Origin of the sequence: Burkholderia sp. Ac-20353, from assembly GCF_017104785.1 — a bacterium.
Taxonomy (GTDB): Bacteria; Pseudomonadota; Gammaproteobacteria; order Burkholderiales; family Burkholderiaceae; genus Burkholderia.
In genome coordinates, this window is record NZ_JAAGPL010000097.1 from 1 (window position 1) to 20568 (window position 20568).

The window sequence follows — 20568 nt, forward strand, 5'->3', positions numbered from 1 at the left end:
CATGCGAACCGCCTCAACCTTGAATTCCAGCGTGTACCGCGCCCTCGGGTTACCCATTGCTCAATCCTCCGTCACTGAAGTTTTACACACTCTCAGTAACGGATACGTTTTTCGAGGGCAAGGTCACTGCCCTTCGACATGACGCCGCCTCTACGGCTGCGTCGAAAGTGCAACGGTCGTTCGAGTAGTCGCCATGGTCGGCAAATACTCGGCCATTTCTGACATGGGCGCGGACTATGTTCTACGTCAACAATGTAGCGGCCTTCAGGCAATAGTGTGCGCGACCACTTACGACGCGTCACGGCGGCACGCAACTCGATCGATTAGCCAGAGTAACGCCCGTTTGGCTTGTAGTTGAGCACTTGATGGATATATTGCCCTCGTGATTGCCCTGGGGCAGTGAATGCTTCCCAAACATGCAGAGGACAACCGGAATACCACCACTCAACGCCATCGGGGAAGCGCACGTAAATCATCTCAGATTCCGCATCATATTTTTCCGCAACGATCCGGGTTGAGCCAGCCACAGGGACCCAATCATTCATGTTCAGCCTCGTATGTTCCGCGCCAAGCCGCCAAAGGTGCGGCAACGTCAGGCAGCCGGGGATCCATACGCCATGAAGCGAGCGAGGGATCTTCAGCCAGCGGCATTGGATTTGGTTTATCCAACATCGCCCTAACGGGAAGGACGAGCGACTCCCCACTCACTATCGCCTCGCCTGTCCGTAGTGACGGCAAAACTGCGGCAAGTCCTGCCACCATGTCTGGTAGAGCAGAACGTATTGCCCCTTGGTCTCCAGCATTTGTTAAGCGAAGAGCAATCAGCGTCCCGCATTGCGCCAGAGCTGTGTCCGGAAGCTCGGTTGGTCGTTGCGTCACGAGCAGGAGTCCCACGCCATATTTTCGCCCTTCTCGGGCGATACGATTTGCCGAATCGCGAGTCGTTGCGTTTGCTGATTCGCCCAAGTATCGATGAGCTTCCTCCAGGACAACCAAAACCGGACTTGGCCTTCCGATGCCCGGTCCCTCCGGCTCACTTCTAAGTGCAACTTCAAACAACATATTGAGAACTACGCCGATAGCGAGATCAGCAGCTGCGGCTGGCACCCCACTGAAGTCAAGCACCGAAACGGGACGATCTCCGCCGAGCCATTCCTGCATAACTTCTACGAGAGGATCTGGTCCCGCATGATCGCCCGTTGGCTCTTGAAAGAATCTGAGTCGCTGGTCTAACAACCCGAGGCGTAGCAACTCGGGCATGGAACCATATACGCCGTAAGTCGGCGCTTGATGCGGAGCTTGGCCGCCTTGCCCATACGGCGTGAATCTAGCCGGCCGAAGCGTGGCCGGGTCACCATCCTCCTCCCGACATGCCGTAGCCGGATTTCCCTTCTCTCGGCGAGTCTCACGGTTCTCGGAGTCCAGCCTGTGCCATACAGGTCGGATATCGAACGGAACCGGAGTATCGGCAGTTACCGCAGTCGGATCTAGGTGTAGCCACTCTGCTGCCGCTACGAACTCCCGCCGCGCTTGCGCAACTAGTTCATTGAATCTGTTGATGAAGCTCGCACCGGCCGACGTACCTGTAAAGATACGTATTATGTCTACGGCGGGAAGCGCCCAATAAGGGACCCGCAATCGATTTTCGGCCCGTCCCACCAATACGCTGCGGACAGACGCACTGTCGGCAAGTGCCCGCGCATATTCACCATGTGGATCAACAACGACTATGTTTGCCGCACTCCACCCTCCGCGCACAAAGTTCTGCATCAGCGACGCGACAACGCTCGTCTTCCCAGATCCGGTCGACCCCACCACCGCAGCGTGACGAACCACAAATTTGGATACGTTTACACAAACTGGCACATCCTCAGCCGCAGCTAAACGCCCAAGCCGAAGATGCGTTTCATCTGCTCGTGGAAATATGGCTGCCAACTCTTCAGGAGTCGCAAAATGCACTGGGTCATCAAGGCCCGGGAACGTACCTACTCCTCGCTGGAAACGCCCGGTTGCGCGATCAATCTCTCCGAGAAGCTGAATCTGAAGCCACCGTTCGTCTCGCTGAATCGCGTCGAATGGAGCTACTTTGTCGGCAAGTTCGGAGATTCCCACCAAAGTGACAGTTGCAATGAGATCAATGAGACCTTGCGGAATTCGCACCAAGGAACCAATCTGCCCGATAGGTTGCAACTGACCTTTATAGATCGGTGCCACGCCAGCCAAATCGGGATTCAAGGCAACGGTAATGGTTGATCCAAGGACGTGCCGGACCTTGCCTACGCATGTCGGATCAAGATCTCGCATACTTACGCCCCTCCCTCGCCAGGGAGGTTCTGCCCTACTACATCGAGCAAATGACGCAGGCGAGCGTCAACCTCGGGCTCCCTTGAGGCGCTTTTCGAGAGAAATTGAGCCAATCGCCGGAAATCGCCTAGCAGGAAACGGCCACCTTCGAATATGCCGCCTATGTCACTCTCCGGCATGGCCCAGGCGGCTCTTATGCCTCCGACAATGGCTTCGCGATCCCCAACGACCTGTATGTTTGGAGTAAGGAGCGCTCGCTCAGCCAATAGATCAGGAATGGTCGAGTAGCAGAAGACCGCAATCTCAGTTCTTTCCCGGCGAACAGCGGCATCGAACAACAATTCATTGAGGTGTGCATCACCGAACGAATAGCCAGCGACAATCACAAGCGTCTCTGGCTGGTGCACCGCCCTGCGCATCCGGTCTTGCAGCACCAGAAAAGGAACGCGCCGTGATTCTTCGTATTTTGTGTCGGATGGGTATATTGCCGCCGCGACATCCTCGCGCACGGCTTGGCCGACGCGAACCACCTGCCCGGAATCCCACTCCCAGTTCACGGACCCATGGAGTTTCCAAAGGCGAGTGAAGAAAGCGGGCACCGAATCTTGCTCCGATCCCGGGGCAGTCTCGACTAGGTCGGTTTGAAATCTTGCCCGAAGGTTTCCTATGAATCCGTCAAAGTAAGCCACCTGCAACTCTTCGAGTGCCGTTTCGAATAGCAGGTCGTAATTCACCGTGAATACTTCTACTGGGAAATGATAATTTGCTCGCGCCAACCACGCGGTGAAATGGCGCGTCGCGGTTAGGTCGGCGTGGCCTATGTCAACTTCCGAAATGATTACTCGACAAATCGACCGATCCAGAGCAGTCGCACCGGCGGCTGTTAGCCCATCGATCGCCTGCTCGCCCGTCAAAAGTGCGGAGATGCGTCTCAGCCTACTCAGACCTTCTTCGAGATTCCGTCCGTTGAGTTGGCCGGTCAGTGCTGTACGCTGAGCTTCCGGAAGGTTGGCAAGAATTCGCCGTTGTAGTTCAGCTACGTCTGGCAATCCGCATGCTTTCGATGTGCCTGCACCGAACAAGGTGCACACGTGACGAGACCGCGTTGCCAATTTGGCGCTCAGACCTGTAGCAAAACGCAAGGGATCATGCTCGGCCATCTTTACGCACCTCGATCGAACGTGCAGTAAAGACTACACTATTGGCATAAAAATGCACGAACGAAGTTGTCGCTTGCAGCAGCCATTTCAAGTTGTCAAACACCAAAAGGTTCGAATGGCCAGAACGGCCAATGATGCGTGTTGCGTAGTCGGTCGGCGAACGACTGGAAACGGGGAGCAGAGTGGCCGTCCGAATGACCGCGCGACGGCGAAGGCGAGCGGCAGCTCGTGGCCGGTTCCGAGCCGCCGGTGAATGCACCAACAGCAAACGTCGAGGCAGGTAACACAATCAGACTCCCATCTTCCCTGTGGGAGACTGAGATGAAGACCGAACAAACTCGCGAGGCATGGAACAAAGGCAAGTTGATTGGCCAGAAGCCGCCGCTGAAGCCCCAAGAGGTGTGGGCCATCCGGATCTACCTTCACAACGCTCACGCCATGCGAGATCTCGCTATGTTCAATCTCGCAATAGACAACAAATTGCGCGGGTGCGACCTCGTCAGTCTGCGGGTCCGAGATGTTACTCACGGCAATCAGGTGTTGCCACGGGCGCTGATCGTTCAGCGAAAAACGCAGCGACCCGTACAATTTGAATTGATCGAATCGACCCGGTCTGCCATCGGCGCGTGGCTCGAGGTCGCAGCGCTAAGGCCGGAGCAGTATCTTTTCCCCAGCCGCCTGTCCGCGTTCCCACACGTTTCAACCCGGCAATACGCCCGAATGGTACATCGATGGGTGGGTGCGGCGGGACTTGACCCGACCGTTTATGGCACGCATTCGTTGCGCCGCACCAAAGCAACGTTGATATACAAACGCACGAAGAACCTCAGAGCCGTTCAACTGTTGCTTGGTCATAGTAAGTTGGAGTCCACAGTCCGGTACCTTGGCATCGAAGTTGACGACGCTCGCTAGATCTCGGAGCAGACCGAGATCTAGCGCGGGCATACTGGCCGCACGAAACGACGCGGCATCCGAGTTCGTGCGACTGCTTTCTGGCGCGACTCTGTTCGCACGGAACCGGCCAAGAGGCGTCATCCCCTTGTTCCGACCAACGCTCGTTCAAGCGTCGGCAGAGCACCTGCCATCGGTCGTTCAGTTGGCGAGAGCGGCCGGCTCCTTAATCAGCCATTGCGGACCACATTCGCTTTTTAGGCAAGCTCGCAACGGCAGCCTCGCTGCCTTAAGCGGATCTAGGGAACTCCACGCTGAACCGTGTGCGCCGATGTGGAACGGTCCTGTCGAGCAGCAAGTCATGCTCGTCCTGCGCAAATGCAACGCTCCCCCCGGACAAGCTCACCAGTTCTTTCAGGAAAAAAAGCCCAATGCCGCTGCCAAGTTTTCCGGCCTTCTTCGCGTATTCGCCCCTGAACGATTGCTCGAAGATTCGTTCACGTTCTTCCGGTTTCACTACAGGCCCCACCGACGAAACAGAGCAGCTAATCCTATCTGCATGCTCTTCAAAAGCAACGTTAATGTCGTTATTGTTGGGGCTGTACTTGACGGCGTTATCGAGGAGGAGAAGCGGAATCAGCTCAAACAGTGAGTTTCCCCGCACAGTGCCGTGACTCGATCCGCTGAGACGCAACGCAATTTCGCGCCGCGCCGCGAAGGCCATAAAACACCGAACGACCTTGTCGAATTTCTTGAAAACGGCGATATTCTCTAGCGGGAAACTATCTAACCGTTGCTCCCCACTCGCCAAGAAATCGATCAAATTCATCCGCTCAGAAATAAGTTCGGATAGAGACGTAATGTTTTTGGCAAGCTTTGCGTCCTTTCCTGCGATGTCATACGAGGATGACAATTCGTATGCTGAATGATAAAGCGCCGTGTTGATCCCGCGAATTTCATGGACACTTTCGGAAAGCATAGTGCCGAAATGCGTATTAGCCTTGGCTATACTCGAAACGAATTGCCTCACGTAGCCTTCAAGCTGCTCAGAGGAAATCTTAATCGACAAACCGGACGATTTTCCTTGTGCAGTACTGTATCCGTTAATCTTCAATCCATGGATGACAAGCATAATGTGCGGAGAGCTGGGTAAGGTGCAGCAGAATACCCCATATCCATCAGGACAACGCGTCCAGCCTTCGGATTTTAGCGTAGGCCAGAAAGAATCATGCTTCTTTGAATATATCGGCACGTCAAACAACGTTTGGGCGCTCGCGAGAAGAAGCCTCCCGCTTGCCCTGTCCTGCACACGAAAAGGAAAAGCAAGAACGTCAAAAAGCTCATCTGTAAGCATACAAGCTACGCCGTTATTTGTTTTAATGACGATTCAACCAACGCTGAAAACGCAAACTCAAACGCCTTCGACCCGAGGAATTTAGCCAGTTCACCTTTCCATTGATGCGCGCTTTTTCCAGATAATTTAGAATTAAGTTGATCACGCGTCTCCTTTACTCCTTTAGGAAAGGCCTTGATGAACGTATCTTCGAGTTCGAGCAAGTCTTTGAGCTCGATGTCGGCTTTGAGCAATCGGAGTCGCAAGTTTTTCCAAGTGGCTATTGGATCCGCGAGCGCCTTAATCCTCATATCGAGCTCGTCTCGCCACTCCTCAATGGAAGCATCCTTTTTTAAATAACCATCAGCCACCGCACGCGCTCGCTGCACCAGCTTCGATACCGGTGATCCAGCAGTGTATGCAATCACAATCTTTTCAGGAAATACCTTCTTGATCTCCTCGATAACGTAGGCCCCTTGCGTCTCTTGAGACAACGCGAGGCCTATTCCGTTAATATCGCATAATATTATCGAGTAGTGATCGACTTCGTTTACACGTTGAATGTCGCGAAGCACAGTGATCTTGAAGCCTGAATTTTTCAGATTCGTTTCTGCAGCGAAGGGTTGGTCATCGATCGCAACGATTTCAACCTCTTGGCGCAATTCATTAACGTTGCGGAGCGCTACCGACTTCTTATAGCTCAGTTCAAAGTCGTGCAAAGATTTGGGTTTCGGAAAAATAATCATGGCTCAGGTCGCGTCTCCAGAGGACAGCTCATCGCATCATTACGCAGCGCGACATTCTACGACACCACTAGCCTATGGGGAGGAAATCCGCGATATCGACCAACTGGTAGCCGGGGGCTCGCAGGCGCCGATACAGCTCGCTTCGACACCCTAAGATCTGGTGGTCGGGACCACACGACAGCCGCTGCAATGTCCGTTCAACCTCCGAAGCGGCCTATGAGGTGGTCTTGACTCTAACGACAGTTCTGGGTCGCAAGCATGCTTTCGCTTACAGCGAAACCGAACGTTCATGGCAGCAGTCGAGCGGATGTCCGAAAAGCACCGTGTAGCCGTCTTACGCGCGTCGAGACATGAACGTCGGCAAAGGCCGAATTCTTGCCATTGCACTGGCAGCAGCGGCGACGGCGGCGACGTCGGCGCTAATCATCCTTTTGAGAGCAATTCAACTGGCAACGTTCGGCCTACCCATGTCTGCAGCCTAGGGAGCGCTCGACGCCGCGTGCGGGTAGGCGTCGAATAAACCTCAAGAGAACCGGCCAACACGCCCCGAGCACGTATGTCTGCTGCTTGAATGAAGTCGTCGGTCGAGAAACCTGGATTGTCGGCGCCGGCTCCCCTGTGATACAAGGTAGCCGCACGTCGGCGCAGGCCGGCGGCGTCATCTACAACTCGCCTTCCTGGAACAATCAGATCATGGCAACTGGTACCGTCAAGTGGTTTAACGATACGAAGGGTTTTGGGTTCATCACGCCGGATGACGGCGGCGATGACCTGTTCGCGCATTTCTCCGAGGTTCAGGGAAGCGGCTTCAAATCGCTCCAGGAGGGCCAGAAGGTCAGTTTTGACGTGAAGCAAGGCCCCAAGGGGAAACAGGCAGCAAACATCAAACCGCTGTAAGCTTCCCGCACTGCGAACGCGGCCAGTCAGCGCAGCGATCAGACCGGTGCCTAATCGCTGCAAGTCCGGAGCAGGGCGTCGAAAGGTCGGGCGCGCTGCCCCTTTGCTCGACGCTCGAGAAAGGGCCTCAGCTTGTCCGCGCTGCTGGGATGCATCAGCTTGCGCATTGCTTTGCTCTCAATCTGACGGATCCGCTCGCGGGTCATGGCGGGTCAAGTCGAACGGCTTGCCAAGCTCTTCAAGCGTGAGATCCGAGATCGTATCGACCCCGAATCGCATCCGCAAGATCTTAGCCTCGCGCGGCGACAACCCGTCGAGTGATCTGCTTGAGCTGCTGGAGCGGCAGCGAGGCCCGGGACTCGATGTCGACGAATTTCTGCTGCCCGGCCTAAATGGCCGGCAGATGCCGCTCGAGCGCCGCGCCGAACTGTCGCGAAGTCTCCGCCGGGCCCCTGGTCCATTCAAGGTCGGTCGCGTGGCCCGGGAACGACTCGACAAACGCGTCACGTGGCATGCCACCGCGGTCGACGACGATCTCCAGGATGCCACGCTCGATCGTGCAAACCGCAGTCACCTGTTCATGCACTCGGGCACAAGGGCAGTCGATCGTTTTGGGGCGTTGCACAGTGCGCCGGGCCCAAACCACCTCGATGCGCTTTATTCGTCATGGCACGAGGGGGCCTGGCATGCTGCCACTGACTCACAACAGGACCGCTTGCTGCAAAAGTTCCAGAGCTTTCAATTCGTCCAGTCGACCCGTGCGGGCTTTACCTGCTAGCGTCTTGAGCAATGCTTCCGCTATCGGTGCAATACCATTTAGATTGTCCAGACTGGTCACGGAAGCGAAGGGGAGCGGTACTGGATTTTGCTGCGGTATCGCGGAGGCGGGGAACGACTCAAGGGTTGCCGGTGTGGCTGCCGGGGCCTTGCCATGACTTTCTTCAAGTGCGCGACCGGCAAGGTCGTCGGGGAAATCGCTTACGTGATCTTGCGGGCTGACGACAATCGTCTCTTTCTCTCCCGAGACATCCGCTGAAACAGGTGAGGGGCTTTCCGAAGCGCCCAGGGCGCCCGCCCGCGCGCGCCGCGTGTGCGTCTTCTCATTGGCGAGCTTCCCTGGCGCGCCATCGTTTGTTGCGACCGCAAGCGGTTCGTTCTGCTGAACGGATACGCGACCGCGCGATGCAGGCGTAAGCATACACGACACCGGCTCCGGAATCTCGGCTTCGGAGCGCGGGGTGTCCAACCAGCCACTTGGCAATCCAAGTCGCTCCGTGAATCGGTTTGCTTCCACACTGTCCATGCGCTTCTTGCCATGTAGCCGATGGGCCATGTTGGATCCACTCATCTCCATGACCACACCAAGTCTTGCTTTCGATCCGTTGCGACTGGTGAGAACGTGGAGGTTAGCGCGTCGGATGTTTTCTACCTCGGCGCTGTCGCTCAATGCCAGCGATTGCTGTTCGGGCGCTTTCGGCGACCGCTTGTATTTCGAAGGCGAACCTGTCAGCGGCGCATCGGGTTTAGGCTGTTCGGCCATTTCGCTTTGCCTGTTCTTGACGACTCTGGGCGCCCGCCCAGCGGCTTTCTTTGGCATTTGTGCTTCCTCGGACAAACTATCTTTAAGAACGGGTTGTTGATCGACGCTTGGGGCAGAAGACGGCTTAAGTGCTTCAGACTCTGCGCCGGGTCCGTCGTCCGTTTGAATGAAGTCGAGCGGTGACTTCAGACGAGCGATGGTCTCGGCCGCGAGCGCAGGATTGGGGTGGTCAAAAAATCCATGCGGCAACCCAAGCGTGGTTTCCATGTGAAAGGCGGTCTCGGGCGTGAATCGCTCACCCTTCATCAGTTCGGCCACTCGCGTCATGTTCGATTCAAGCGCTATCGCGATATTCTCTGCGCCCACCGTATCGACCAGAAACTGAAACGATCGTGTCTTGAAAATGGAGGCCGTCTGGGTGGAATCTCGAGGGGGCGTCTTCACATACGGTTGTCCCTGCCGGTTGGACGGGGATTTTTTGACGTGGCGAGGTTGGCGTTGGCCGCTGTCCCGAGATCCCGCATATCGCCCGCGGGCTTGACTCATAAAGTAGGGCTCCATGCGATCATTTTGAACTTTTCATTATAGACGGGGCGATGTTCGCATTTGAAGCATCAGTGCTCCACAGGGCAAAATGTACGCCCTGGGTGCCGTTCAACAGCGTCGCCCGGTCGCAGCACCGTATGGCGTCAGCGTTCGCATATTTCACTGCGAGCCGGTAAGGCTTCGCCTGTACACGGCCACACGGAAAGTGCAGCAACGGTAAGTTAGTTCTTTCTGCCGCTGCGACATTCACTTCCGAAGCACTGGTACGTTTCCTTAGACGGACGGGGCACGACCAACGCCGCGCTTCACATTGAATGGGGCGTCAAGTGGCCGGCGGAAGCGTTAATGCAGTGTAATCCATGAGTTACAATCGGGGGCATGACAAATGCTGATCGTTATCCTGGATTTTGATGCGTGGCTTTCCGGCGTCAGAGATCGTCAGGCTGCGACGGCAATCACCGGTCGGCTCAGGCGGGCAGCATTAGCAACCTCGGCTACTGGCGTGCGGTGGGTGACGGGCTCTCGGAGATGAAAATCGACGTAGACAAGGGGGTACCGAGTCTATTTCACGCAGCGTGGCGACGTGCTGGTGATCATCTCGTGCGGTGGCGACAAGTCCACACAGTCCGCAGACATCAAGCGGGCAAAGGCCATCGTAAAAGAGTTGGAGATTTGAGATGAAAGTTAGCGAATTGATGGAGTTCGACGCTTCGAAGTACCTGAAGGACGAAACCGACTATCGCCTGTACCTCGCGCAAACGTTCGAGGAGGGCGATCCGGTCGAGATTCAGGCGGCACTCGGCAACGTTGCGAAGGCGCGGGGCATGACGGCACTCGCGCGCGAGTCGGGCATTGCGCGTGAGGCGCTGTACCGGGCGCTTTCCAAAAAGGGAAACGCCGAATTCGCGACGATCATGAGGGTGATCGCTGCGATGGGCCTGCACCTCACCCTGGTGAAGCCCGAAGAAGAGCTGAAGGCGAGCATCAAGGCGAAGGCGGCAACGAAGGTCGTGGCGACGAAAAAGGCGGCACCTGTCGCGAAACGTGTCACGCGTGCGACGACAAAGGCCCGTGGCAATGCTTCGGCCGGGAAGACGACGTGAACAAAGACGACGAGCGTCTTACGCTCAATCCAAAATGAACGAAACCTGTCTCGACACGGTTCGCTTGCTCCTGTCGATCGCGCTCGACGTGTTCGTCACCGCGGACAGCGACGAATGAAGTCAGGACAGTTCTTATCGGAAGCCGGTTCAGGGAGATTTCGAGGTGGCGCGCACGACTTACGGCAACACGTGGTGGGGACAACAATGGCTCAACGCCCTGACCCACATTGATTACGACAATCGCCTCCCGCGCGGGCGAACCTATGCGAACCGGGGCGCAGTTCTGGGACTGAGCGTGCGGGGCGGAACCATTCAGGCCGAGGTGCAGGGTTCGCGCCCACGTCCCTACCAGATTACGATCACAGTGCCGGCCATCAGCAAGCGCGAAACCAAGAAACTGCTCGACGCCATCAGCGCCGAACCGGCGCTCATCGCCCGCATGCTCAACCGCGATCTCGACCCGGCGGTGCTCGACCTTGCCACGCGCCACGGTATCGCGGTGTTTCCCACGCGCTGGAAAGACCTGACAATGACGTGTTCGTGCCCGGACTGGGCCGTGCCATGCAAACATCTGGCCGCCGTGATCTACCTGCTGAGTCGTGAGATTGACGGCAATCCCTTTCTGGTGTTTTCCCTGCGCGGCATCGAGCTGACACAGGCGCTCAAGGGCCGGGGCATTCAGATCGAACACGAGGCACGCGCAGCCCTTCCCACCATCGGAACGCTGATGCGCGCAGAAGATCACGCGACAGTGACGCTTCGCGAAGAAACAAACTTCGATCGGATCGACTTCTCGGTCCTTTCCGATCTCGCCGCGACGCTGCCGCAAATTCTGGCGGCGCGTCCCCCTTGTTTCCCAAGTGGCGATTTACGCGAGATGCTCCGCGGCGTCATCGTCCGCGTCGCCAAAGCGGCAAAAAAGGCGCTTGATGCGAGTCTCGATACCGAGCCAACCGCCCTGTGTGCTGAAGACCGGCCGATGATTACGTTCGACGCACGTGGCGAAGTCGCGGTCTCCGGTACGCATCGTATCCAGTCGCTACCGCACCTGATGCAAGCGTTGGCGGCCGTCGAGCTCACGCGCCTGGCGGATTTTCAGCCGGAGACGGCCGCGCTGTGTCACGTGCGGCAGGCCGCGTTGCACCTGTTGACCCAAGGCGCGGTCGTGCCACAGGTGTTCGCCGCGCCAGCGGGCCAAGTGGGCGTACGGTGGCTTCCGGCAATGCTCGATGCGACGGTGCGCCAGGTCGTCGCTGCGCTGGCACTGGCACTTCCGAGCGGGCTGGCCCGGTTTGGCGAAAGTGACATGCTGTCGCCCCAACGGCAGGCCGAGGCGATCCTCGCTGTTTTCCTGGGTCACTACCTGCGTGTGTGGTCCGACACGACAGACGGAAGTCGGGTAGGCGACAAAATGCTGACCTTGCTGTTCAAAGGCGGCCCCGTACGCTTTGACGGTCCGGGGGAGGGTGCGGTTGCCGCCGGTCTGCAAAACTGGTTGGCACGCCTGCACCTGGCGCGTCGGGAATACACGCCCATCCTGTGTATCGAAGAGGACGACGCCAACATCACGCTGAACGTTGCCATCGAGCAAACGGCTACCGAGTCCGAACAGCCGGTGCCGCTGCGTGAAGTGCTCGTCGAGCCTGCCTGGAGCGCCGCGCGCTTTGGCGTGTTGCAGACGGTTGCGCTGCTTACCGAGTTCTGCCCATTGCTCGAGGGTTATGTCCGCACTGGAGCTCGGCAGGCCGTCCGGATCGCCAGTGACGAATTGCCCGGATTGTTGTTCGACACGTTGCCCGTGGTGCGGCTGCTCGGCATTCGCGTGCTGCTGCCGCGCGCGCTGGAACATGTCTGGCGGCCAAAGTTGTCGGTCAGCGTTTCCACCGCTAAGCAGCGTTCTTCCGGGTTGCTGGATGTCGACGCGCTGTTCGCATTCGACTGGCGCGTTGCGATTGGCGACGAGATGCTGGGCCCCGACGCATTCGAGCGTCTGGTGCGCAAAGCGCATGGTCTGGTGCGCTTCCGTGGCCAGTATGTCTATCTCGACCCGCACGAGATCGAACGACTGCAACGCCATCTGAGCAAACCGCCCACTCTGTCCGGTGCCGAACTACTGCGCACCGCCCTGGCGGGCGAATTCGAGGGGGCGCCGGTCGTGCTGAACGCCCACGTGCGCTCGCTGATCCGCGAATTGACCACCGTCGATGAGCTGGCGCCACCCAAGGGCCTGAATGCGGTGCTGCGCCCCTACCAGCAGCGTGGTTACGCGTGGATGTATCGTAATCTGCGCATTGGTCTGGGCAGTGTGATTGCCGACGACATGGGTTTGGGTAAGACCTTGCAGGTGATCGCCGCGCTCGACAAGCTGCGCGAAGAAGGGACCCTGGAGGAGGCCAAGGCACTCGTGGTGGTGCCGACGAGCCTGCTCACCAACTGGCAAAAGGAGATCGCCCGGTTCGCGCCGGCACTGCGTGTCGGCGTCTTCCACGGTGCCAAACGCGAGCTCGCCCAGGACGATCGGCCTGATGTACTGCTGACGACCTATGGCATCGCGCGCAGCGCGCAGGCGGCGCTCAAGGCGCTGGCCTGGCGCGTGATCGTCGTCGACGAGGCGCAGAACATCAAGAACCCGGCTGCCGCGCAAACGCGCGCGATCAAATCCTTGCCCGCATCGGCCTTCATTGCGATGAGCGGCACGCCGGTGGAGAACGGGCTGGCTGAGTACTGGTCGATCATGGACTTCGCCAACCGCGGCTATCTGGGCACGCTGACCCACTTCGAGCGCACATACGCTCAACCCATCCAGACCGATCGCGATCAGGCCGTGGTGCAGCGGTTCCGGCAAATCACCGCGCCATTCCTGATGCGGCGCCTGAAATCCGACCGGTCGATCATCGACGATCTGCCCGAAAAAATCGAGCTGGATCAGTATTGCGCACTCACCGAATCCCAGACGGCACTCTACGAATCCGTGGTGCGCGAAGGGCTGCGCGCCATTCAGGGGGAATCCGAGGCCTTCAAGCGGCAAGGGCTGGTATTGCAGATGATTCTGGCGCTCAAGCAGATCTGCAACCATCCGGCACAATACCTGAAGCACGGCAAGGGCGAGGCGTCCGCCTCGGGCAAGGTCGGCCGCCTCTTCGAGTTGGTCGATGAGATCCATGCCAGCCACGAAAAGGTGCTCGTCTTTACTCAGTTCCGAGAGATGGGCGAACTGCTACGCGGCTGGCTTGGCGAGCGTTACGGCCGCGCACCGCAGTTCCTGCACGGCGGTGTGGCACGGAAAAGGCGCGACGATATGGTTGAGCACTTCCAGCACGATCGCACCGAGAGGGTGTTCCTGCTCTCGCTCAAGGCCGGCGGCACCGGGCTGAACCTGACGGCCGCCTCGAACGTCATCCATTTCGATCTCTGGTGGAACCCGGCGGTCGAGGCCCAGGCGACCGATCGCGCCTACCGCATAGGACAGCGCAGCAACGTGCAGGTGCATCGCCTGATTACGGAGGCGACGTTCGAGGAACGCATCAACGACATGATCAAAGGTAAGCGCGAACTGGCCGAATTGGCCGTTGGCACAGGCGAGCAATGGATTGGGAATCTCAGCGACCACGAGTTGCACTCGCTGTTTTCGCTGAATCGAGCCTCATCAGATCAGCCGTTGTGACGGCGACACACGAAAACCAGGATGGCAGTGCACGCGAGCAACGCTTCCTTGCCGCATTTGGCCGACTGCCTCTATCGGCAAGGGGCAGTCGCTGGAGGAGGTGATCAACCTGATGCGTTCGCTGAGTTGTAAATGGGTCGATGCGATGAGCAGTTGCGCGCTCCAGCGCCAGGACTTTGGCCGCTTGTTGTAATCGGGCGTCAGCCTGGCCGATGGATTTTCGCCCGCCATCCTTGAGTTGCGCCGAGGAGTTCGTAACGCATGTTTTGAACTCCTTGATTTAGTTTGAGTTGGAGAGTCCTTTCGATAGGACTTGATCGATCACGCGCTGGTTGACAAGTGGCTTGCAGGGTAATCTATCAATTCCGTCTATCTCGATGAGTGGCATAATTCGAGCGTTGCGACCTCTCGCAACCGACAACTATGGGAGAACAGAACATGGCCAATACCGACTACAAGGCGTTGAAGGCACAGCTTGAAGCATTGCACGAGAAAACGGAAGCGGCACGCATTGCGGAATTGGAAGCAGTAGTCGCTGACATTCGCGCAAAAGTGGCGGAATACGGGATCGCGGCCGAGCAGATTTTTGGCCGCCAACGCGTAGCCAAGGGTAAGAAGGTCGGTGCTCACGTCGCGGCAAAATACCAGAACCCAAAGACGGGTGAAACCTGGAGCGGTCGCGGTCGCGCGCCGGCGTGGATCAAGGACGTGAAGGATCGCTCTCGCTTTCTCATCGGCGCAGCGGCCGAGGCACAGAGTGCCGCCGGCAATGTAGCTCCGGGGGCTGCAGTCAAGAAAGCTGCGGCAAAGAAAGCCACCGCAAAGACCCGAAAGGCCGACGCTAAATCCGTGAAATCGGCGGGCGCAACGGTGGCGCGCAAAAAGGGGCGCCCGTCGACTAGTGTTGTTGCCGCAAAAAAGACGAGAAGCCGACGCGTTGTTGGCGTGAAAAAGGCGGCAGGCACCGCTGCCAAGCCCGAAATCGTCACCGAAGCTGCGAGCGAGTAACAGCGCGGATCAGGCAGGCGATCGGCAAGGAAAGGACTGATCCCTGCCGCTCGTTTTTATCGTTTCTTCCTGCTGACGCAGCATCGCTTTTCACCTGCTCCGGGTCAATCCGGCCCGAGGCCTGGATGTCGCCACAGTTTTGGATGTGGGTTGGGAATGCCAACATTTTGTCGGATGAAACGGGCCCGCTGGCGATGCGACCTTCGGCTGGTTTTACGACCTTCAAGGTGCGAAGTCCGTTCGGCCCGATTCAACTTCCCAAGATGACCACGCATCCGGCATCCCGTCGCGTCCCCCGCATTGTGGTGCGGCGCTCTCCGATCCATGGCCGCGGCGTATTTGCTCGTCGTGCTCTAGCCCTTGGTGAAATGCTCCTCGAGTACGTCGGCGAGCGTATCGATTGGGAGGTCGCCACCACCAGACCGCCAGCCGATCCCGCCAATCCGGATCACACCTTCTTCTTCTTCGATCTCGGCGATGGTCGCGTCATCGATGGCGCGACAGGGGGCAACTCGTCACGTTGGATCAATCATTCGTGCGCGCCGAATTGCGAGGCAGAAGATCGAGGCGGCCGGATTTTCATTCGAGCGCTGCGTGCGATCGATGCAGGTGACGAGATCAGCATTGACTATGCACTCGCGGTTGACGGGCGCGTGACGCGTACGATGCGTGATCGATATGCGTGCCATTGTGGCGCGTCGACGTGCCGCGGCACCATGTTGGCCGCCCGGAGGCGCCGTAAGCAGGCGCACGAGGGGGGCGTAGCCGATGCGACGCAAGGTGTGGGTGACCCGCCATCTGCTGCGCCTCCAGACGCAGTCCGGTCAACGGTGCGCATTCTGGAGCGGCCGGGATCCGGCCGCCTCATCGTGTCGTGGCGGCAGGCCGGGCGGGGATGTTACAGCGAGCAACTTTGGACTGCCTCGCTGGCGACGGCTGGCGGAATCTGCGTGGTGTCGGGGCAGGCTTACGAACCCGGTGATGCCGTATTTCAACCAACAGGTTCACCTGTACCGCTCAATCAGGCTGAACGTATCCGTGTGGACAGCGTTGCGCACCTTCCCATCGACGAGGTCGCGTGACGATGTCATTGCCAATGAGTTTACTCAGTCACACTAAACGTGTTGTTTCACGGATGTGACACCGTTGTTTTGCTCGCCCGTCAAATGCGCGCTTCGTGAGCCATCCTGCATGCGACATCGGAGATGGTCTAGGTATTGCTTAGACGGGTGGCCACGGTGCCGCCCTGACAGGGCTCGGGAATCGGAGACGACGCCGTTCCGGCAAGGAATCGCTTCAGCTGCTGCTCGGCGTCAATCACCTTGTAACGTGGCGCGACATTCAGTTGCCAATCATGCAGCACGAGCAGTTGTTCGAATGCCGACACGGCGTCCTCGGCGAGAATCCATTCATTCGATTCATCCGCGCGCAGGTGCGTGGCCTCGACCGCATGCTCGACTGCCTTGTAGCGTTCAACGGGTTCGTCTCCGTAGCCAGCCTGCTGCAGGAACCACGCGATATACGTGGTGCGTATCAGCTCGTTGAAAAGATACGCGTTCCCGTGGCCGTCCCGACAGGCCGCCAGCGCAAGATGATGGGACAAGGACTGTCTCTGCACCGACGTTTTGTCCAACGGCAACAACATGGTTTTGGTTAGGGTACGTCGGGGCGCGGCGGACCGTCCGCGGCTTTTCTTGGAACTCATCTTGCGTTACATCGACCTGCTGGAGAAACTTCTCGCGGGGTGAGTCGGTTGTCGCAATACCGATCAGGTGTTCACGGCGTCCTTGAACGCTTTGCCGGCGGTAAACTTGACCGTTTTTGCGGCAGCGATCGTGATGGCTTCCCCAGTAGCCGGATTGCGGCCGGTCCGCTCAGCGCGGGCGCCGGTGGAGAAGGAGCCAAAACCGATCAATTGCACCGTATCACCGCGCGTGACGGCATGCGTCACGGCCTCGAGAATGGCATCAATGGCGGCGCCCGTGCTGGCTTTGCTATCACCCGTGGCAGCCGAAACGGCGTCGATAAGTTCTTGCTTGTTCATTCGTGGATTCCTCTGTCATGTCCGCTAAAGGCGGATTGGCCATTACCCTATAACATCTACCGTGGAGAACGCAACTTCTGCCTCTTTGTTGCACCTGTAACAATCGAAATCGAGGTCAACCAGGGGAGAATCGTGGCGTTATACGGGACAGGTGTCAGGCGAAGCGCGCACCCTGTCCGATGATGCCACTACGCTGCGATCTGACTGGGCAGCGAGGAAGGGTAGTTACTGCTGACGAATGTAATGCGTGCCGGGATATTGGCGGCGAGTTGTTCCGCAATGGCGCCATCATGATTCGCCGTGGCCGAACCGGCTTCGAAAATGTGCCGCGACCGACATGCTTTGCGCGCGCGGTATCGATGAACAGATTATTCATGACGACCAGTAAAATTCAATCGCTGCACCAGCAACTCGGCCACCTCAATTTACTCCTTGACGAGGCCCGGCAAAAAGAAAAGGCGGCCGTCCTCGGCACGATCCGGGAGCAGGTGAAGGAGTACGGCATCACGGAGGTGGAATTGCTCCGTGCGGCCGGCTTTGTGAAGGACAAGCCCAAGAAGCTGCCGGCCAAATACTACGATCCGTCATCGGGCAAATCGTGGACGGGGCGCGGCGCGTGCCCGAAGTGGCTGGCTGGCAAAAATCTGGATGACTATCTGATTCGCCCGGCTGCGAAGCCCTGGTGGCCGGGGAACACTGAATAGGCTCGACCAGTCTTTGCGTGTACAGCGAATTCGATTGCTAGGATTGGGCCAAGCCGCTGTCGCTGTGTTCGGCCAATACGCCCCGAGGCCAGTCGACGTCAACCAGTATCCTGTTGGCGTCCTTAATTGTGCGAGAATGCATGCCGCGCGGGTGTAGCTCAATGGTAGAGCAGAAGCCTTCCAAGCTTACGACGAGGGTTCGATTCCCTTCATCCGCTCCATTACTTTGCGAGGGCCTGTAGCTCAGTTGGTCAGTAGCAGCCGGCTCATAACCGGTTGGTCGCCGGTTCAAGTCCGGCCAGGCCCACCACACGCGCCCGGATGGTGAAATTGGTAGACGCCGGGGACTAAAAATCCCCCGCCGCAAGGCGTGCCGGTTCGATTCCGGCTTCGGCACCAGCCTGCGCCCCCGAGAGCCTTCGGCTTTTTAATCGGCGATGCCGACGGGGTAGGTTCCACAAGGCGAATCGCATCAACGTATCGGCCCGTATCGGGCGCTCGTCAGGCTTTCAGGTTGAGTCGGGGGGCGTCCTACCGGCTGCTCGTCCAGCGCCTGCCGGCCCCAAGCCGGTCGACATGTCGCCGCAGATGTTGGCCCCAGGCCAATCCGCAGGCCTGACCCAGATCACGCACGAGCTTGACCACTTTCACGCGCGTACAGTGCGAGAGCAGGGTGTCGAGCACGTTCGGGCTCGGAAACGAGCAGCGAGGGATCGCGATTGGGGAGGGCTGACAGACCGGCGGTGTCCGACAGGCGCTCGTCGAACAGCTGGGTCGTCTGCAACGTATAGCGCAGATGCTCGCCCACCCAATCGGGCATGACGTAGGGGCGCGCGGCCCAGAGGACAACGCGTTCGCGCAATTGCGGGTGGTACCGCGCGCCTTGCCAGCCCAAGGCCGTTTTGCCGCCGACGTGCAACCCCGCGATCCGCCGGCTCAGGCAAGCCAGAATCCCGTCGCGTGTGGGCGTATCCCCTGCCAGCAAATACGCGCGCTTCGACAGACGTTGCAGCCAGCCGGCGTTGATCAGGTTAGTGGTCTGCTGGGCGCCCACGCCGCTGTCGCGCAGCACCTGGGGATCGAGTGATTGTCCACGTGGCGCGCCTTCCATGAGGCGCTGGAGTGTTTTGCTGGCCATTGCGTCACGCGTCCATCATTTTTCCAGGGCTCAGAGCGGTCGCCCGGACGGCGACATCGCATGATTTTATCGTGAGAATTATCGAATTATTTGTATTTAAATAGAATAATGTATGGAACGGCGTGCTGCCCCGGGCTGGAACGATGTGGACCACCGCCCGGCAACGCGTTTCGGTGACGCGTGGCTGACCGAGCGCCGCTCGAGGCTCCCGCGCACCCGACGCCGCACGCATTACAATCGCACCGGCTCAACCCGTGCGCGGGGACAGTCGCCGCCCTGAGCATTCACTGTGCGCGTCCACGCACCAGGCAGCGATCCCGTCGCGCGCGCGTCGGCCCGTTCGATTTCGAAAGTCGAGAAACGGGCATTGCAGTATGGGTTTTCAGAAGGAATGCCATAGTGTGGTCAAGGTTTCGCAACATGTGCCGCGTGGATTTCCTGGATGACGGACACCTTCGAATTGATTGTCTTTGCGTTGCCGCCCGACCTCGCGCCCGAGACATTGCCGGCGGCCGTGAAGTCGATGGTCGCCGATTGCCCGGTATGAGTCGAGGGCAACTCATCGCCCGCGCCCGTCGACATGCGCTGCGACTCTCGTTGCGCGCGCGCGGCGCCTGCGCCCCGGGTGAGATTGAACAGTTTTGTTTGCGCCTGACAGCCGACGGTGAATCCGTGAGTCTCGTCGCGCATCTGCGACGTGTTTCACGTCGTCACGGGCCAGCGCGGTCCGGGAAAGCTGTGCGCAACGCGCGCCTGCACGGGATCCGCGTCAGACTTCGCTGTTTTGATCGATGGGCCGTCGCGCACGTCGAGGGGGAAGCGCCGCGCACGGCATCGCGAGGCCGGGTAGCAACGCCGGGCTTTGCATGCAGATCGACCTAGACGTGCTGCAGAGGAACGACGCCGTCGAGTGCGTGGCCGCCCCGTCGGTTGGCGGGGCGCGGCGCCCCGGTGGCCTCGACCGGTAGGCCGCACCGGGCCCATGCGGCATCGGGAGGGAAAGCCCGCCGCTCGCACGCGGAGCGTAACGGCAAGATAATCCTGCTTATCACAATAGCTCGATTGCGTTGCCAAACTGGGCGATCGGAAAACGCGCGCGCTCTCAACACCGGCCGCGTGCCGCGCTCGTCGCCCAGCGCGCGCGGCGAAGCGGGCAGGTCGGCTGGTCGAGCCGTCGCGCGATCCGGTGCCATCCGAGCGCATCGATTGAGACCGGGCGCGGGTAGCCTTTGCCATCGGCCCAGTCTGCTGCGCAGCGGGTCGGCCGGCGCGCGCCCGTCTCGGTCCCGACGGGGTTGTCAGTGAGCCTTTACGGGACCGGATACCAGCCGAGCGGACGTGCGGGGTCGATCGGACTGCGGACGCCCGGGACGCTGCCCGCTGCGCGATGCGGATGGGCCGGAATCGGCTGCGCAGCGACGCTCGCGATCGCTGAGGCGCCGTCATTCAAATGACCGCGTCGCGCCGAAGGCGGTCACCTACCAGCAGTT

At 58.9% G+C, this 20568-nt stretch carries 17 protein-coding genes, 3 tRNA genes and 3 pseudogenes; 11 read left to right on the forward strand and 12 right to left on the reverse strand.

Translation table 11 applies throughout. From position 1 onward, the window contains the following. Positions 1-323: 323 nt before the first annotated feature. The 3 genes from G3N94_RS24650 to G3N94_RS24660 are packed head-to-tail and all read right to left on the reverse strand — an operon-like array spanning position 324 to position 3464. Entirely contained in the window at positions 324-545 is a 222-nt protein-coding gene (locus G3N94_RS24650) for a KTSC domain-containing protein (RefSeq protein WP_205795169.1), read from the reverse strand. Then, entirely contained in the window at positions 538-2304 is a 1767-nt protein-coding gene (locus tag G3N94_RS24655) for an ATP-binding protein (RefSeq protein ID WP_205795170.1), read from the reverse strand. Before G3N94_RS24655 ends, G3N94_RS24650 begins: the two co-directional genes overlap by 8 nt. A 2-nt stretch (positions 2305-2306) precedes the next feature. After that, positions 2307-3464, reverse strand: coding sequence for an SIR2 family protein (locus tag G3N94_RS24660; protein ID WP_205795171.1), 1158 nt, complete (start codon positions 3462-3464; stop codon positions 2307-2309). Between the two features lie 321 nt (positions 3465-3785). On the opposite strand from G3N94_RS24660, the gene G3N94_RS24665 reads away from it, so the two are divergent. Then, positions 3786-4376 (forward strand): tyrosine-type recombinase/integrase, encoded by a 591-nt coding sequence (locus G3N94_RS24665; RefSeq protein ID WP_205795172.1) that lies wholly within the window; start codon positions 3786-3788, stop codon positions 4374-4376. A 268-nt stretch (positions 4377-4644) separates the two neighbouring features. Here the strand turns inward: G3N94_RS24665 and G3N94_RS24670 are convergent, their stop codons facing one another. Both G3N94_RS24670 and G3N94_RS24675 read right to left on the reverse strand, forming a co-directional pair. Further along, a complete protein-coding gene (locus G3N94_RS24670) occupies positions 4645-5709 on the reverse strand; it encodes a HAMP domain-containing sensor histidine kinase (protein ID WP_205795173.1) in 1065 nt (354 codons plus the stop codon). 5 nt (positions 5710-5714) lie between these two features. Next, entirely contained in the window at positions 5715-6434 is a 720-nt protein-coding gene (locus G3N94_RS24675) for a hypothetical protein (RefSeq protein ID WP_205795174.1), read from the reverse strand. Between the two features lie 693 nt (positions 6435-7127). Between G3N94_RS24675 and G3N94_RS24680 the strand changes: the two genes are divergently transcribed. Then, positions 7128-7331, forward strand: a complete 204-nt coding sequence (locus G3N94_RS24680; RefSeq protein WP_059610410.1) for a cold-shock protein — start codon at positions 7128-7130, stop codon at positions 7329-7331. 50 nt (positions 7332-7381) lie between these two features. On the opposite strand, the pseudogene G3N94_RS24685 reads toward G3N94_RS24680, so the two are convergent. Further along, positions 7382-7944, reverse strand: a pseudogene (locus tag G3N94_RS24685) (sigma factor-like helix-turn-helix DNA-binding protein); the annotation flags it as partial. Positions 7945-8031: 87 nt separating this feature from the next. Continuing rightward, complete coding sequence (locus tag G3N94_RS24690; protein ID WP_205795175.1) at positions 8032-9417, reverse strand: hypothetical protein; 1386 nt, start codon at positions 9415-9417, stop codon at positions 8032-8034. A gap of 385 nt (positions 9418-9802) precedes the next feature. On the opposite strand from G3N94_RS24690, the pseudogene G3N94_RS42570 reads away from it, so the two are divergent. The 5 genes and pseudogenes from G3N94_RS42570 (at position 9803) to G3N94_RS24710 (ending at position 16274) form a co-directional block, all read left to right on the forward strand. After that, a pseudogene (locus G3N94_RS42570) lies at positions 9803-10093 on the forward strand (type II toxin-antitoxin system RelE/ParE family toxin). A 1-nt stretch (position 10094) separates the two neighbouring features. Continuing rightward, positions 10095-10520, forward strand: coding sequence for an addiction module antidote protein (locus G3N94_RS24695; RefSeq protein ID WP_205795176.1), 426 nt, complete (start codon positions 10095-10097; stop codon positions 10518-10520). 163 nt (positions 10521-10683) lie between these two features. After that, the gene (locus G3N94_RS24700) at positions 10684-14184 is read left to right on the forward strand and encodes an SNF2-related protein (protein WP_205795177.1); all 3501 of its coding nucleotides are present in this window, start codon (positions 10684-10686) and stop codon (positions 14182-14184) included. A gap of 438 nt (positions 14185-14622) precedes the next feature. Continuing rightward, positions 14623-14919, forward strand: a pseudogene (locus tag G3N94_RS42575) (H-NS histone family protein); the annotation flags it as partial. A 398-nt stretch (positions 14920-15317) separates the two neighbouring features. Beyond that, positions 15318-16274 carry an SET domain-containing protein-lysine N-methyltransferase gene (locus tag G3N94_RS24710; RefSeq protein ID WP_205795179.1) on the forward strand — a complete coding sequence of 319 codons (957 nt, stop codon included), beginning with the start codon at positions 15318-15320 and terminating at the stop codon, positions 16272-16274. A 128-nt stretch (positions 16275-16402) separates the two neighbouring features. Here G3N94_RS24710 and G3N94_RS24715 read toward each other — a convergent pair whose 3' ends face one another. Further along, a complete protein-coding gene (locus G3N94_RS24715) occupies positions 16403-16897 on the reverse strand; it encodes a hypothetical protein (protein WP_241022048.1) in 495 nt (164 codons plus the stop codon). Positions 16898-16960: 63 nt separating this feature from the next. Next, positions 16961-17236: an HU family DNA-binding protein gene (locus G3N94_RS24720; protein ID WP_205795180.1), complete on the reverse strand. Its 276-nt coding sequence runs from the start codon at positions 17234-17236 to the stop codon at positions 16961-16963. A gap of 374 nt (positions 17237-17610) precedes the next feature. On the opposite strand from G3N94_RS24720, the gene G3N94_RS24725 reads away from it, so the two are divergent. The 4 genes from G3N94_RS24725 to G3N94_RS24740 all read left to right on the forward strand — a co-directional run bounded on the left by G3N94_RS24725 (position 17611) and on the right by G3N94_RS24740 (position 18339). After that, positions 17611-17940 (forward strand): H-NS histone family protein, encoded by a 330-nt coding sequence (locus G3N94_RS24725; protein ID WP_205795181.1) that lies wholly within the window; start codon positions 17611-17613, stop codon positions 17938-17940. A 147-nt stretch (positions 17941-18087) separates the two neighbouring features. Further along, positions 18088-18161, forward strand: a tRNA-Gly gene (locus G3N94_RS24730). A gap of 11 nt (positions 18162-18172) precedes the next feature. Further along, positions 18173-18250 (forward strand) — tRNA-Ile (locus tag G3N94_RS24735). A 5-nt stretch (positions 18251-18255) separates the two neighbouring features. Beyond that, a tRNA-Phe gene (locus G3N94_RS24740) sits at positions 18256-18339 on the forward strand. Positions 18340-18471: 132 nt separating this feature from the next. Here the strand turns inward: G3N94_RS24740 and G3N94_RS43260 are convergent. From G3N94_RS43260 to G3N94_RS24750, 3 genes are all read right to left on the reverse strand, one after another. Next, entirely contained in the window at positions 18472-18624 is a 153-nt protein-coding gene (locus G3N94_RS43260) for a type IV toxin-antitoxin system AbiEi family antitoxin domain-containing protein (protein ID WP_346778729.1), read from the reverse strand. Next, entirely contained in the window at positions 18566-19078 is a 513-nt protein-coding gene (locus tag G3N94_RS24745) for an AbiEi antitoxin N-terminal domain-containing protein (protein WP_346778730.1), read from the reverse strand. The genes G3N94_RS43260 and G3N94_RS24745 overlap by 59 nt, the downstream gene beginning before the upstream one ends. Before the next feature lie 405 nt (positions 19079-19483). Further along, positions 19484-19768 carry a hypothetical protein gene (locus tag G3N94_RS24750; RefSeq protein WP_205795182.1) on the reverse strand — a complete coding sequence of 95 codons (285 nt, stop codon included), beginning with the start codon at positions 19766-19768 and terminating at the stop codon, positions 19484-19486. Positions 19769-20568 lie beyond the last annotated feature (800 nt).